The organism is Nocardiopsis sp. iso_238, from assembly GCF_056173325.1.
Genome location: NZ_CM149668.1, coordinates 5,561,170 through 5,575,642, shown reverse-complemented (window position 1 = coordinate 5,575,642; position 14,473 = coordinate 5,561,170). Strand labels below are relative to the sequence as shown.

Here is a 14,473-nt window from a genome sequence, read left to right as displayed (position 1 = left end):
CCGCCCCTCACCCCGCCGCTCACCGCCCCGTCCCCTACCCAGGGGGCGGGGCGGCTGGTCAGGGGTCCGGGAGGGCTATCGTGTGCTCAGAGCACGGTGCGGAGTGAAGCGGACGCACCGGACCACGAGGGGACACGATTCATGGAGACGACCGAGGGGCGTCCCGCCCGCCTGCGCGTCGGCGTGATCGGGGCGGGCCGGGTCGGCTCCGTCCTGGGCGTCGCCCTGGCCCGTGCCGGACACAGGGTCGTGGCCGCATCGGCGGTCTCCGACGCCTCACGGATCCGAGTCGAGGAGCGGCTGCCCGGCGCGCGCGTCCTCGAACCGGCCCAGGTGGCCGAGGCCAGCGACCTCGTTCTGCTCACCGTCCCCGACGACGCGCTCCCCGACCTCGTCGAGGGCCTGGCCGCGACCGGGACCGACCTGCGCGGCAAGATCCTCGTCCACGCCAGCGGCGCCCACGGCTACGGCATCCTGGCCCCCGCCACCGTCGTCGGCGCGCTCCCGCTGGCCCTGCACCCGGCCATGACCTTCACCGGCCGCGACGAGGACGTCGAACGGCTCGCCAACTGCGCCTTCGGCGTGACCGCGCCGGAACAGCTCCGGCCCATCGCGGAGGCCCTCGTGGTCGAGATGGGTGCCGAGCCCGTGTGGATCGCGGAGGACAAGCGCACCCTCTACCACGCTGCCCTCGCCGGTGGGGCGAACCACCTGGTCACGCTGGTCGCCGACAGCGCCTCGCTGCTCTCCGCCGCCGGGGTGCCCGAACCGGGGCGCATGCTCGCCCCCATGCTCAGCGCGGCGCTGGACAACGCCCTGCGCCTGGGCATCCACGGTCTGAGCGGCCCGGTCCTGCGCGGCGACGCCGGGACCGTGGCCGGACACGTCGAGCAGCTGCGCGAGCACGCTCCCGAGAGCGTGGCCAGCTACGTCGAACTGGCCCGGCTCACCGCCGACCGCGCCATCAACGCCGGGATGCTCAAGCCCGAGGACGCCGCCCGACTGCTGGACGTCCTCCGGCGCTGACCGCTCCGGTGCCCCGCGGCCGGGTCACCCCCGGGCCCCGAGGCTCCGCCCCGGACCCGACGCGGTCCCGGCCGCCCACCAAGGAGAACCATGTCCGATTCCGCACGGCCCGACCGCGCCACCGGTCCGCTCGTCGTCAGCACCCCGGAGGAACTGCGCCGCGCACTGGCCGACGCGGGCCGGGTGGGGCTGGTCCCCACCATGGGCGCCCTCCACGGCGGCCACCGCAGCCTCATGCGGCTGGCCCGCGAACGCGCCGACACCGTCGTGGTCAGCATCTTCGTCAACCCGCTCCAGTTCGGCCCGAACGAGGACCTGGACCAGTACCCGCGCGACCTGCCCGGGGACACCCGGCTGTGCGGCGAGGAGGGCGTGGACGTGGTCTTCGCCCCCGAGACCGCCACCATGTACCCGCGTCCGCAGATGGTCACCGTCGACGCCGGGGCCATGGGGGAGCGCCTGGAGGGCGCCTCGCGCCCCGGCCACTTCACCGGTGTCCTCACCGTGGTCACCAAGCTGTTCCAGCTGGTCCGCCCGGACCTGGCGGTCTTCGGGGCCAAGGACGCCCAGCAGATCGCCCTGGTCCGCCGCATGGTCGCGGACCTCGACCTCCCCGTGGAGATCGTCGGCGCCCCCACCCTCCGCGAACCCGACGGTCTGGCCTCCTCCAGCCGCAACGTCTACCTCACCGAGCGGGACCGGGCCAGCGCCCTCTCCCTGTCCCGCGCCCTGCGCGCGGGCGCCGACGCCGCGCTCGGGGGAGCCGACGCCGTCCGCGCGGCCGCCCGCGCCGTCCTGGACGAGGCCGCCCGGGCCACCCCGCCGGTCGAGCTCGACTACCTCGCCCTGGTCGACCCGGCCACCTTCGCCGACGCCGCCGCCGACCACCGGGGCGACGCCGTCCTGGCCGTCGCCGCCCGGGTGGGCCGGACCCGGCTCATCGACAACGTGACGGTGGCCCTCCGGCCGTGACCGTCCCGCCTCCCTCCTCCACCGCCCCCAGAAGAGAACCCAGATGACACCTGCCAGACAGACCCGGATCGGGGCCCCCGAACCGGGGTGGACCGTCCACGCCGACGTCGCGGTGGTGGGCTCGGGCATCGCCGGGCTGAGCACCGCCCTGCGCTACGTGCGCCGCACGGAGACGGGCCGGGTCGTCCTGGTCACCAAGGACCGGCTCTCCACCGGATCCACGGCCTACGCCCAGGGCGGCATCGCGGCGGCGATGGCGCCCGAGGACGGTCCGGTCGCCCACATGGTCGACACCCTCCTGGCCGGTGCCGGGATGTGCGACCCCCACGCGGTGCACGTCCTGGCCACCGAGGGGCCCGACGCGCTGCGCTGGCTGATCTCCCTCGGCGCGGAGTTCGACCGGGACGACGACGGGGCGCTGTCCCTGACCCGTGAGGGCGGGCACCGCGCCGACCGGGTGGCCCACGCGGGCGGCGACGCCACCGGAGCCGAGATCCAGCGGGCCCTGGTCCACGCGGTCCTGGCCGAGGAGCGGATCGAGGTCGTCGAACACGCCGTGGCCCTGGACGCCCTGCGCGACCCGGACGGCGGCGCGGTGCTCGGCGCCACCCTGCACGTCATGGGGGAGGGGGAGCGCGACGGCGTCGGCGCCGTCCTGGCGCCCGCCCTCGTCCTGGCCACCGGGGGGATGGGCCAGGTCTTCGCCGCCACCACCAACCCGACCGTGTCCACGGGCGACGGCCTCGCGCTGGCCGCCCGGGCCGGGGCCCGCCTGCGCGACCTGGAGTTCATCCAGTTCCACCCGACCGTGCTCTGGCTCGGACCGGACGCGCGCGGACGCCAGCCCCTGGTCTCCGAGGCCCTGCGCGGCGAGGGCGCCTACCTCGTCGACGCCGGGGGCCGCCGGATCATGGACGGGGTGCACGAGCTCGGAGACCTCGCCCCCCGCGACGTCGTGGCCCGCACCATCGCCCGGACCATGGCCGAACAGGACACCGACCACGTCTACCTGGAGACCCGCCACTTCGGCCGGGCCACCTGGGAGCGCCGCTTCCCGACCATCCTGGCCTCCTGCCGCTCCCACGGCATCGACCCGCTCACCCAGGTCATCCCGGTCGCCCCGGCCGCGCACTACGCCTCCGGCGGGGTGGAGACCGACATCGACGGCCGCACCGGGGTCCCCGGCCTCTGGGCGGTGGGCGAGGTCGCCCGCACCGGAGTGCACGGAGCCAACCGCCTGGCCTCCAACTCCCTCCTGGAGGGGCTGGTCTACGCCGACCGGATCGCCTCCCGGCTGGTCCGGGAGGAGACGCGCGGCACGGGGGCCGCCCGGACCACCGGAACCACCGCACCGTTGGCCGACCCCTCCACCGTCGCCACGGTCCGCGCCCTGATGTCCCGCGACGCCGGGGTCCTGCGCACCGGCGAGGGCCTCGCCGCACTGGTCGACCGGCTCGACGTCCTGGCCGCCCCCACCGCGCGCGTCGCCCCCGGCGTCGCCGCCTGGGAGGCCACCAACCTGCTCACCGTGGCGCGCCTCGTGGCCGCCGCCGCGCTGCACCGCACCGAGAGCCGGGGCGCGCACCAGCGCGCCGACACACCCGAACCCCGGCCCGAGCTGCGCGTGCGGCCCGTGGTCGTCCGACTGGAAGGGGACACGATCGTGACCACCGACGAGATCCGGGAGCCCGAGCTGCCGCCCGCCCTCGTGAGCGAGCTCGACGCCATCGCGTTCCCCCTGGCCCAGCCCGACCCGTCGCCGGAGGCGCGCGCGGAGTTCACCCTTCCGTGGACCGCCCCGCACCAGTCCCACGTGGACACCGTCCGCCGCGCCCTGGCGGAGGACCTCACCGCCGGGCCACGGATCGACGTCACCACCGTGGCGACGATCCCCGCCGACCAGGTCCGCACCGCCCACGTGGTGGCCCGCGCCCACGGCACCGTCAGCGGGCTCCCCCTCGCGGAACTCGTCTTCTGGATGGTGGCCGAGGGCGCCGTGGACGTCTCCCGGGTGGCCCGGGACGGCGACGCCGTCAAGCGCGGCGACGTGCTCATGACCGTCACCGCCCGTACCCGCGACCTGCTCACCGCCGAACGCACCGCGCTCAACCTGCTCACCCACATGTCCGGCATCGCCACCGCCACCCGCACCTGGGTGGACGCCGTGGCCGGTACCGGGGCGCGGATCCGGGACAGCCGGAAGACCACCCCGGGGCTGCGCGCGCTCGACAAGTACGCGGTCCGCTGCGGCGGCGGGGTCAACCACCGCTACTGCCTCAGCGACGCCGGGCTGGTCAAGGACAACCACGTGGTCGCCGCCGGGGGAGTGGCCGAGGCGGTCCGCGCCATCCGCGCGCGCTTCCCGGACCTGCCCCTGGAGGTCGAGGTGGACCGGATCGACCAGATCGAGGACGCGCTGGCCGCCGGGGCGGAGGAGATCCTGCTGGACAACTTCCCCGTGGAGCGGCTCACCGAGGCCGTCGCCCTGGTGGACGGCCGCGCCCGCCTGGAGTCCAGCGGCGGACTCACCCTGGACGTGGCCGCGGACGTCGCCCGCACCGGGGTCGATTACCTGGCGGTCGGGGCGCTCACCCACTCCAGCCCGGCCCTGGATATCGCGCTCGACCTGTTGTGAGGGGCCCACTTGGTGGAAGATTCCTTGGGTACACACCAATTCGACCAGTGAGGCCCCCAGAATGCTGCTCGCGATCGACGTCGGCAACTCCGAGACGGTCTTCGGTCTCTTCGACTCCGACGACCTTCTCGAACACTGGAGAGTGGGAACCGACACCAGACGCACCGCCGACGAGTGGGCGGTGGTCCTGCGCGGGCTCATCGACGGCAGCTCCCTGAACGACCCGAGCGAGGTCGACGGCATCGCGATGTGCTGCTCGGTCCCCTCCGTCCAGCACGAGATGCGGGACATGTTCCGCCGCCACTTCGGGGACCTGCCCGCGGTGATCGTCGAACCCGGTGTGAAGACGGGCGTGCCGATCCGGATGGACAACCCCAAGGAGGTGGGCAGCGACCGGATCATCAACGCGCTGGCCGCCAGCCACCTCTACGGGGGGCCCAGCGTGGTGGTGGACTTCGGGACCGCGACCACCTTCGACGCCGTCAGCGCCAAGGGCGAGTACGTGGGCGGCGCCATCGCCCCGGGGATCGACATCTCGGTGGACGCCCTGTCCCGGCGCGGGGCGCAGCTGCACATGGTCGAGATCGTGAAGCCGCGCTCGGCCATCGCCAAGAACACCACGGAGGCGCTGCGCTCGGGGATCGTCTTCGGGTTCGCCGGGCAGGTCGACGGCATCGTGGACCGCATGGTCGCGGAGCTGACCGACAACCCGGACGACGTCACGGTGGTCGCCACGGGGGGCCTGGCGGGCACCGTGGTCAGCGAGTGCGAGACCGTCGACGTCCACGAGCCCTGGCTCACCCTCACCGGGCTGCGCCTGGTCTTCGAACGCAACGCGGGCTGACCCCCGGGTGGGCGGACCCCCGCGCCCACCCGCCCCACCGCGCTCCGGCCACCACCGCGGACCGCCTCGCCCGGTGCTCCCGGGGGCGCCGACGCCGGTAGGATCGGGCCCGTGAATGACACGCACGACGACTATGACGACCTGCCCGAACAGATGCGGGTCCGGCGGCAGAAGCTGGACCGTCTCCGGGAGGAGGGCACCGACCCCTTCCCCGTGAACTACCCGCGGACGACGTCGATCGGTCCCGTGCGTGAGAAACACCAGGGCCTGGAGCCCGACACCCACACCGGGGCGAGGGTCGCCATCGCCGGTCGCGTCATGCTCTACCGCTCCGGCGGCAAGCTGTGCTTCGCGACCCTGCGCGACGAGACCGGGGACGTGCAGATCATGCTGTCCCTGGACCAGGTCGGCAAGGAGGGCCTGGACGCCTGGAAGGCCGACGTCGACCTCGGTGACCACGTGGGTGTGGAGGGCGAGGTCATCACCTCCCGCCGCGGTGAACTCTCCATCATGGTGAGCGACTGGACGCTGACGGCCAAGTGCCTGCGCCCGCTCCCGGAGAAGCACAAGGGTCTGACCGACCCCGAGGCCCGGGTGCGCCAGCGCTACGTGGACCTCATCGTCAACCCCGAGTCGCAGCAGATGGTGCGCAGCCGCTCGGCCGCCATCCGGGCGATCCGCGAGGGCCTGAGCTCCCGCGACTACATCGAGGTCGAGACCCCGATGCTCATGCGCGTGCACGGCGGCGCCACCGCGCGTCCGTTCGTCACGCACATCAACGCCTACGACATGGACCTGTACCTGCGCATCGCCCCCGAGCTGTCGCTGAAGCGGCTGGTCGTGGGCGGCCTGGAGAAGGTCTTCGAGGTCAACCGGAACTTCCGGAACGAGGGCGCGGACTCCACGCACAACCCCGAGTTCACGATGCTGGAGTTCTACCAGGCCTACGCCGACTACAACGACGTGGCGGAGGTGACCCGCGAGCTCATCCAGGAGGCGGCCCGCGCGGTCTTCGGCTCCACCACGATCGAGCGTGACGGCGAGACCTTCGACCTGGGCGGCGAGTGGCCGCGCGTCACGCTGTACGGCTCGGTCTCCGAGGCCCTGGGCGCCGAGGTCACGCCGAGGACGCCGGTGGAGGAGGTCCGTCGCCTGGCCGAGGCCAAGGGCGTCGAGTTCAGCCACGAGTGGGGTCCGGGCAAGCTGGTGGAGCACGTCTTCGAGGAGCTGGTGGAGCACACGCTCGTCCAGCCCACGTTCGTGTGCGACTTCCCGCTGGAGACGAGCCCGCTCACCCGCCAGCACCGCGAGGACCCGCTCCTCACGGAGAAGTGGGACCTGATCGGGTTCGGGATGGAGCTCGGCACGGGCTTCTCCGAGCTGGTCGACCCGGTCGAGCAGCGCCGCCGCCTGACGGAGCAGTCGCTGATGGCCGCCGACGGAGACCCCGAGGCGATGCAGCTCGACGAGGACTTCCTGCGCGCGCTGGAGTACGGCATGCCGCCCACCGGCGGCGTGGGGATCGGCATCGACCGCCTGCTCATGGCCTTCACCGGCAAGAACATCCGGGAGACGGTGCTCTTCCCGATCGTGAAGCCCTCCGGGGACTAGGGTCCGACCGAAGGACCCACGCGGGGCCGTCGCACCTCAGGTGCGGCGGCCCCGCGTCGTGGGCCCCGTGGGCGCGAGTGTGGCCGAGAACACGAGAGCCGCCTCACCCACGGGTCAGGGGGAGCGAACTCCCCGACAGGGCGGGATGTCCCGGGGGGAAGAACCCGGTTTTTCCCTTGAAAGTTGAGTAATCGGAGCTCCGACAATGGCGGAGTTGGTTTGCGCAGGTCAACACGGGAAGGACATTTCCCGACCCGCGATCATGTGACCCAGGGGCCCTGTGCCATCACTCATGGTGATTTATTGGGCCTTGACGGTATCATCCGCTCCGCTTAGCGTGCTGAGGGCGGACTTCGGTCCGCGTGTTTGCCGAAGTGATCGAGAACAACGGTGAGCCGGGCACGGATCGAGACGCGATCCGTGGAACCCGCCGCACACGTACCCACGATGTGGTCTGTCCGTCCCAGACCCCAGCGACCGGGGTCCGTGTGTCTCGTGCTCCCCTCCTACTCCCACCCCTGTGCCAGAGGGGCTCCGGGAGCGGTCGGGGTGGCTCGGGGCTCGCCCGCGCCGACAGCCAGTCGACGCGCTTGACTCCTCGGTGACGAGTTGATGTTCCGCACTCACATGGATGAGGGAGGACGGAGTGGAACAGGCCACACTCGTACGACGTACCGTTGAGGACCAGAACACCCTCGCGCCGCGGGAGCACAGGGAGAACGTGGTTCCCCTGCAGGCCCGCTCGCGGGAGAACACGCTCAGCGGCCCCTACGCGCCGGTCGAGCTGAGTCACGAGGAGCTCGAACTGCTCGCGGAGATCGCCACCGGTGTCACCACCGAGGTGGCGGCTCGGCACCTCGAACTCAGCGCCCGGACCCTGCGACGTCGCATTCGCAACATCTGCGACGTGCTGGGCGTGAACACACCCATCGAGGCGGTCGTGTGGGCCGCGAGGCGTCAGCTCATCTGATCTGACGCCACCCGGCGGCCGCCGGGAGACACCGCGGGCATACCGGTTCAGCAGACCGAGCCGCCCCCACCGGATGAGGAGCGTTCCGGCGGGAGGTCGCTTGGGCGTAGTCTGGTCCGGCTATGCCCGTTCGTCATGTCCGGGTCCGTCGCGCCAGGACGCGCGACGTCACCCACATCCGCCGCCTCGTCGACACCTACTCCGTCGACCGCCGCGTGCTCTCCAAGAGCACGGTCAACCTCTACGAGGACATCCAGGAGTTCTGGGTGGCCGAGGCGGAGAGCGCTCCCGACCCGGCTCCGGGCGAGGAGGCCGCGCCGGAGGGTGAACTCCGGGTGGTCGGCTGCGGCGCCCTCCACGTCCTCTGGGAGGACCTCGCGGAGGTGCGCACCGTCGCCGTGGACCCCTCCCTGCGCGGTTTCGGCGTCGGACACCGAATCGTGACCGAACTGCTGGACACGGCACGTGAGTTGGGCGTGCGCCGTGTGTTCTGTCTGACATTCGAGACCGGTTTCTTCGCCAAACACGGCTTTGCCCCGATCCAGGGCACCCCGGTCCCGTTCCGTGTCTACGAGGAACTCCTGCGTTCCTATGACGAGGGCGTGGCGGAATTCCTTGACCTGGAGCGGGTCAAACCCAACACCCTGGGGAACACCCGGATGCTTGTGCACCTCGACGGCAGTCCGGCAAGCGTGTCGGGCTAAAGGTTTTCGGTCCGGATAGGGCGAGCTTGGCCTTCGGAACGGTACGCCGCATCCCCCGATGGACGTAGGTCCTTAACCGCACCGGGTGGTATGGGTGTGGAACAAGGCAGGTAATGTGTACCTGCGTCCGTCAGGATCGCCGGTTCCCCGGTTGAAGTGACGACGGGACGTTCGGGATCCCGGATTTGTGGGACACCGTCCGCGATCGTCCGTCTCCGTGGCCGAGGTCTTCCGCGCGCCGGCTGGAACAGACGACCGGACATTGGCCACCATCAGGCTTTGAAGGGCCATCTTCGGTACGTCCGGTGTCAAGCCGGGGGCAAACGATGTCTATGATGTCTGGTATGCGTTTGCCCGGCGGTGCCGGAGCGCCATCCCCCAGCGCAGACCCGACACTGAGTCGGGTATTTGCTGCAATAAGTAACAACCAGGAAGGGTAGGCCGCTTCGATGGGTGACTTTTTGTCATCGGTGCTTCCCCCTGGACTGATCGACGTATTGTCCGCGCTCATCCCGCCCGTGGTTGTCGCGACCGTGTTCTGTGCCTTCGTCATCAAGCTGCTGCGCAAGGAGATGGCGCCGCGCAGGATGGACGGAAGCCTGGTCAGCGACGAGGCGAAGGGTGAGGAGGCCGCCGTCGACAACGGCGCGGCCGGGGTCGAGGAGACCAAGGCGACGAGCGAGACGCCGATTGCCCAGGATGGGGAACGTACCGAATCCGAGGCTCGTTAGATACGGTGCCTGGCTGAACCCGGTCCCCGGCGCCCAGCGCGTTGGGGGTCAGCGTGTGCGGGCCAACTCGTCGGCCCCGCGCTGCTCCGGCGACCCCGAATCCCGCCGATCCGGGTCCAGGTGATTTCTGGCACGCCGGGAATTGTCTTTCGCGTTCTCGCGAGATAGCTTTATATTCAGGTGTGGAGACACCGCTCTGCTGAAAGGTTTGATTCCATGGCACAGAAGGTCCAGGTTTTCCTGGTCGACGACCTCGACGGCGGCGAGGCCGAGGAGACGGTGACGTTCGGTCTCGATGGATCGACGTACGAAATCGACCTCAGCGCGGGTAATGCCGCCAAGCTCCGTGAGGCTCTTACTCCGTTCATTGAGGCCTCCCGCAAGGCCCCCGCGAAGCAGGCCCGCGGTACCGCTCGTCGCGGCACCCGGAATGCTCCCAGCCGTGAGCGCAGCGCCGAGATTCGCGCCTGGGCGAAGGCCGCCGGGAAGCCCGTCAATGAGCGCGGCCGTATCCCCGCTGCCATCGTCGCCGAATACGAGGCCGTCAAGGGTTAGGTTTGCCGCCGCCCAGCGCGGCGGAATAGGGGTGGTCTGGTCGATATTTCGCCCACGCCTCAGCGGGGCCGAGCCCCGGACCCGTTCGTCCCGAGGCCCGTCGGATCGGGCCTGTGACACCGGGACGAGGGGCCTGAGGTTCCTGTGGGTGCGGGCCCCGGCCCGAGCCCGGGCGGGTGTCGGACCGGCGACCGCGGTCCCCGTCGTCACCGACGGCGGAGGGCGCGGGTGGCGTGACACGCGCGGGACCCCCGCCCACGGGGCGGCGAGGTTCACCGGCGCGAGGGCGCGGCACGGTTCCGCGCAGTAGAGGAGAAGCCCGCGAGCGCGAGGAGATTCGGCCCCCGGCCCGCCGCCGGGGTGGCACGCACGCGGGTCGACCCGGGTCACCAGGGTCACTCCGGGAGATGGTTCGGACCATTTCCGCTTGAAGAACAACACGGCTTCCGCTTGTTCGCTTAGAGCCGATAATCCGGCTTACGCACGTGCGGCCCGGGCACTCTCGTGATGGATGGGAGTCCCGGGCCGTTCGCCTTCGGCGTACAGGGAAATCTGACGCGCCAATTGGTAGTTGGATGTTGGGTGAACGCCCTATCGTCGGGGAAAGTCTCTGGCACGGACGGCTGCGGTCGGCCGTACGGAGACGTCCACCCTGTCGGCAGCAGCCGGAAGGGTGGGCGGGTGCGACAGTGCTCCCCGGGGCGGTTAATCCCTGTGGGGCCTATATGCGGAAGAGTCGGGTCGGTCATCGCCGTCCCTGCCTGACCGCTCTGTAGAGGAGCGACGAGACATGTTCGAGAGGTTTACCGACCGCGCGCGGCGAGTGGTGGTTCTGGCTCAGGAAGAAGCCAGGATGCTCAACCACAACTACATCGGTACGGAGCACATCCTGCTCGGCCTCATCCACGAGGGTGAGGGCGTCGCCGCCAAGGCTCTGGAGAGCCTTGGTATCAGCCTCGAAGCGGTTCGGCAGCAGGTCGAGGAGATCATCGGTCAGGGCCAGCAGGCGCCGTCGGGACACATTCCCTTCACCCCGCGCGCCAAGAAGGTCCTTGAGCTGTCGCTGCGCGAGGCGCTTCAGCTCGGCCACAACTACATCGGTACCGAGCACATACTGCTGGGCCTGATCCGCGAGGGCGAGGGCGTCGCCGCCCAGGTCCTCGTGAAGCTCGGCGCGGACCTCAACCGTGTCCGCCAGCAGGTCATCCAGCTGCTGCACGGGTACCAGGGCAAGGAGCCGCAGGCCACCGGCGCCTCCTCCGAGTCCACCCCCTCCACCTCGCTGGTGCTGGACCAGTTCGGCCGCAACCTGACGCAGGCCGCGCGCGAGTCCAAGCTCGACCCGGTCATCGGTCGGGACAAGGAGATCGAGCGGGTCATGCAGGTGCTCTCACGGCGCACCAAGAACAACCCGGTGCTCATCGGTGAGCCCGGTGTCGGTAAGACCGCCGTGGTCGAGGGCCTGGCCCAGAAGATCGTCAAGGGTGAGATCCCCGAGACGCTCAAGGACAAGCAGCTGTACACGCTGGACCTGGGCGCCCTGGTCGCGGGCAGCCGCTACCGCGGTGACTTCGAGGAGCGCCTCAAGAAGGTGCTCAAGGAGATCCGCACCCGCGGTGACATCATCCTCTTCATCGACGAGCTGCACACGCTGGTCGGAGCGGGCGCGGCGGAGGGTGCCATAGACGCCGCCTCCATCCTGAAGCCCATGCTGGCCCGGGGTGAGCTCCAGACCATCGGCGCGACCACGCTCGACGAGTACCGCAAGTACCTGGAGAAGGACGCCGCGCTGGAGCGCCGCTTCCAGCCGATCCAGGTGGACGAGCCGACGATCACGCACGCCATCGAGATCCTCAAGGGCCTGCGTGACCGCTACGAGGCCCACCACCGGGTCTCCATCACGGACAGCGCCCTCGTGGCCGCCGCGCAGCTGGCCGACCGCTACATCAGCGACCGCTTCCTGCCGGACAAGGCGATCGACCTCATCGACGAGGCCGGTTCGCGGATGCGCATCCGCCGGATGACCGCTCCGCCGGACCTGCGCGAGTTCGACGAGAAGATCGCCGGGGTGCGCCGCGACAAGGAGTCGGCCATCGACGAGCAGGACTTCGAGAAGGCCGCGTCCCTGCGCGACGACGAGAAGCAGCTGCTCAACAAGAAGGCGCAGCGGGAGAAGGAGTGGAAGGCCGGCGACATGGACGTCGTGGCCGAGGTCGACGAGGAGCTCATCGCCGAGGTCCTGGCCGCGTCCACCGGCATTCCGGTCTTCAAGCTGACCGAGGAGGAGAGCTCGCGCCTGCTGCGCATGGAGGACGAGCTGCACCGCCGGGTCATCGGCCAGGAGGACGCCATCAAGGCGCTCTCCCAGGCGATCCGCCGTACCCGCGCCGGTCTGAAGGACCCCAAGCGCCCCGGTGGTTCGTTCATCTTCGCCGGTCCGTCCGGTGTGGGTAAGACCGAGCTGTCCAAGACCCTGGCCGAGTTCCTGTTCGGGGACGAGGACTCGCTGATCCAGCTGGACATGTCCGAGTTCATGGAGAAGCACACGGTCTCGCGGCTGTTCGGTTCGCCCCCCGGCTACGTCGGGTACGAGGAGGGCGGCCAGCTCACCGAGAAGGTGCGCCGCAAGCCGTTCTCCGTGGTCCTGTTCGACGAGATCGAGAAGGCCCACAACGACATCTTCAACTCTCTGCTCCAGGTGCTGGAGGAGGGTCGTCTCACCGACGCCCAGGGTCGCAACGTCGACTTCAAGAACACGGTCATCATCATGACGACCAACCTGGGTACGCGGGACATCTCCAAGGGCCAGGCCATGGGCTTCGCCAAGGAGGACGACGCCAACACCAACTACGAGCGGATGAAGGCGAAGGTCAGCGAGGAGCTCAAGACCAACTTCCGGCCGGAGTTCCTCAACCGTGTGGACGACGTCATCGTCTTCCACCAGCTGACCGAGAAGGAGATCTTCCAGATCGTCGACCTGATGATCACGAGCCTGGACAACAGGCTCAAGGAGAAGGACATGGGCATCGAGCTCCGCCCCAAGGCGAAGCAGATCCTGTCCGAGCGCGGGTTCGACCCGGTCCTGGGCGCGCGGCCGCTGCGTCGCACGATCCAGCGGGAGATCGAGGACCAGCTCTCCGAGAAGATCCTCTTCGGCGACATCAAGGCGGGTCAGATCGTCGTGATCGACGCCGAGGGCGAGGGCACGGACGCCAAGTTCACCTTCAAGGGTGTTCCGAAGCCCGCCGCGGTGCCGGACACCCCCGAGGTGGAGTCCGCCGCCAAGGGCGAGTAGTGACGCCCGCCGGTCGCGGACCGGCGGTGGTCTGAGGACGGGGGCATCCCTTCGGGGGGTGCCCCCGTCGTCGTTTTCGGGAGCGGGGGCGGGCACCCGGACGCTAGGGTGCCGTCCGTGGCCAATCCAAACGAACCCCGTCCGGACGGCTCCCTGCCGCCGCAGTCGGCGCCCCTCGGCTCCTCGTTCCCGCAAGGCCCCTCGGGGCCGCACGACGCCTCTCAGGGGCCTCCGGCGGGTCAGGGCCCGCCTCCCGGCCCCCTGCCGCAGGGTCCGCCGCCGCCGTATCCCCCTCAGGGCCAGTACCCGCAGGGTCCGCCCGGGCAGGGGTACCCGCCCCAGTACCCGGGTTCGCCGCCCGGCTTCGCTTCGGGACAGCCTCCGCAGGGCCCGCCTCCGCCCGGATATCCGCCGCACGGGTACCCGGGGGCGTCGGCGCCCCAGCCGGGCCGCCGGTCGGCGGTGCCGTGGCTCATCGTCGGCGGTGTCATCCTGGCGGTGGTCCTGGTGGGCGGCGCGGCGCTCGGCGGTGCCTGGCTGTACGGCGGCGCCGGGGCGTCGGACGAGGCGAGCGGCCCGGAGGGCTCCGGGTCGGAGGGCTCCGGGACGGGCGGCGGCGCGCGCCCCGACGGGGTCGAGACCTTCGAGGGGCTGTCCAAGAACCACGTGGACACCGGCGAGACCGTCGACTACGCCCAGTTCCCGCCGGTGGGCGGGGAGCACTACAACTTCTGGCAGAACTGCGGGGTGTACGACGAGCCGGTCCTGACCGAGGCGGCCGTGCACTCCCTGGAGCACGGGGCGGTGTGGATCACCCACGACCCCGGTCTGTCCGACGACGAACTGGCGACGCTGACCGCGCACCACACACCGGGCTCCTACGTGCTGGTCAGCCCGATGGAGGACCTGCCCTCACCGGTGGTGGCCTCGGCCTGGGGCGCCCAGCTCACGCTGGACGACCCCGCCGACCCGCGTCTGACGGACTTCCTGTTGGAGTACGAGCAGAGCCCGGACGCCCCGGAGCCGGGGGCTCCGTGCAGCGGCGCCTTCGACGGCACGCAGGCGGAGTTCGACGCCGAGGGCGCCGGGGAGGTCGACGCCCGGATGGACTGACGGTGCCCACCGGTGGG

General features: G+C 70.7%; 11 protein-coding genes. All 11 read left to right on the top strand.

Annotated elements, in window-relative coordinates:
• Positions 1-141 precede the first annotated feature (141 nt).
• The 11 genes from AC0VYL_RS25120 (at position 142) to AC0VYL_RS25070 (ending at position 14,456) form a co-directional block, all read left to right on the top strand.
• Entirely contained in the window at positions 142-1,026 is an 885-nt protein-coding gene (locus AC0VYL_RS25120) for a Rossmann-like and DUF2520 domain-containing protein (RefSeq protein ID WP_475481646.1), read from the top strand.
• A gap of 90 nt (positions 1,027-1,116) precedes the next feature.
• Complete coding sequence (panC, locus tag AC0VYL_RS25115; protein WP_475481645.1) at positions 1,117-1,998, top strand: pantoate--beta-alanine ligase; 882 nt, start codon at positions 1,117-1,119, stop codon at positions 1,996-1,998.
• A gap of 43 nt (positions 1,999-2,041) precedes the next feature.
• The gene (locus AC0VYL_RS25110; protein ID WP_475481644.1) at positions 2,042-4,633 is read left to right on the top strand and encodes an L-aspartate oxidase; all 2,592 of its coding nucleotides are present in this window, start codon (positions 2,042-2,044) and stop codon (positions 4,631-4,633) included.
• Between the two features lie 61 nt (positions 4,634-4,694).
• The gene (locus tag AC0VYL_RS25105) at positions 4,695-5,477 is read left to right on the top strand and encodes a type III pantothenate kinase (RefSeq protein WP_475456506.1); all 783 of its coding nucleotides are present in this window, start codon (positions 4,695-4,697) and stop codon (positions 5,475-5,477) included.
• Positions 5,478-5,588: 111 nt separating this feature from the next.
• Positions 5,589-7,088 (top strand): bifunctional lysylphosphatidylglycerol synthetase/lysine--tRNA ligase LysX, encoded by a 1,500-nt coding sequence (lysX, locus tag AC0VYL_RS25100; RefSeq protein WP_475481643.1) that lies wholly within the window; start codon positions 5,589-5,591, stop codon positions 7,086-7,088.
• 646 nt (positions 7,089-7,734) lie between these two features.
• Positions 7,735-8,058 (top strand): LuxR C-terminal-related transcriptional regulator, encoded by a 324-nt coding sequence (locus AC0VYL_RS25095; RefSeq protein ID WP_475456502.1) that lies wholly within the window; start codon positions 7,735-7,737, stop codon positions 8,056-8,058.
• 122 nt (positions 8,059-8,180) lie between these two features.
• The gene (locus tag AC0VYL_RS25090) at positions 8,181-8,762 is read left to right on the top strand and encodes an amino-acid N-acetyltransferase (RefSeq protein ID WP_475481642.1); all 582 of its coding nucleotides are present in this window, start codon (positions 8,181-8,183) and stop codon (positions 8,760-8,762) included.
• Positions 8,763-9,211: 449 nt separating this feature from the next.
• Positions 9,212-9,493: a hypothetical protein gene (locus tag AC0VYL_RS25085; protein WP_475456498.1), complete on the top strand. Its 282-nt coding sequence runs from the start codon at positions 9,212-9,214 to the stop codon at positions 9,491-9,493.
• Between the two features lie 216 nt (positions 9,494-9,709).
• Entirely contained in the window at positions 9,710-10,048 is a 339-nt protein-coding gene (locus tag AC0VYL_RS25080) for a histone-like nucleoid-structuring protein Lsr2 (protein ID WP_017542917.1), read from the top strand.
• Between the two features lie 790 nt (positions 10,049-10,838).
• The gene (locus AC0VYL_RS25075) at positions 10,839-13,343 is read left to right on the top strand and encodes an ATP-dependent Clp protease ATP-binding subunit (protein WP_083927449.1); all 2,505 of its coding nucleotides are present in this window, start codon (positions 10,839-10,841) and stop codon (positions 13,341-13,343) included.
• A 474-nt stretch (positions 13,344-13,817) separates the two neighbouring features.
• Positions 13,818-14,456: a DUF3105 domain-containing protein gene (locus AC0VYL_RS25070; protein WP_475483574.1), complete on the top strand. Its 639-nt coding sequence runs from the start codon at positions 13,818-13,820 to the stop codon at positions 14,454-14,456.
• The last annotated feature ends 17 nt before the right edge of the window (positions 14,457-14,473 follow it).

What these genes read in the sequence shown, in the direction of transcription:
- AC0VYL_RS25075 (WP_083927449.1), top strand. Translation starts at nt 10,839, where the DNA reads ATGTTCGAGAGGTTTACCGACCGCGCGCGGCGAGTGGTGGTTCTGGCT.
- AC0VYL_RS25085 (WP_475456498.1), top strand. Translation starts at nt 9,212, where the DNA reads ATGGGTGACTTTTTGTCATCGGTGCTTCCCCCTGGACTGATCGACGTA.
- AC0VYL_RS25110 (WP_475481644.1), top strand. Translation starts at nt 2,042, where the DNA reads ATGACACCTGCCAGACAGACCCGGATCGGGGCCCCCGAACCGGGGTGG.
- AC0VYL_RS25090 (WP_475481642.1), top strand. Translation starts at nt 8,181, where the DNA reads ATGCCCGTTCGTCATGTCCGGGTCCGTCGCGCCAGGACGCGCGACGTC.
- AC0VYL_RS25080 (WP_017542917.1), top strand. Translation starts at nt 9,710, where the DNA reads ATGGCACAGAAGGTCCAGGTTTTCCTGGTCGACGACCTCGACGGCGGC.
- AC0VYL_RS25120 (WP_475481646.1), top strand. Translation starts at nt 142, where the DNA reads ATGGAGACGACCGAGGGGCGTCCCGCCCGCCTGCGCGTCGGCGTGATC.
- panC (WP_475481645.1), top strand. Translation starts at nt 1,117, where the DNA reads ATGTCCGATTCCGCACGGCCCGACCGCGCCACCGGTCCGCTCGTCGTC.
- AC0VYL_RS25105 (WP_475456506.1), top strand. Translation starts at nt 4,695, where the DNA reads ATGCTGCTCGCGATCGACGTCGGCAACTCCGAGACGGTCTTCGGTCTC.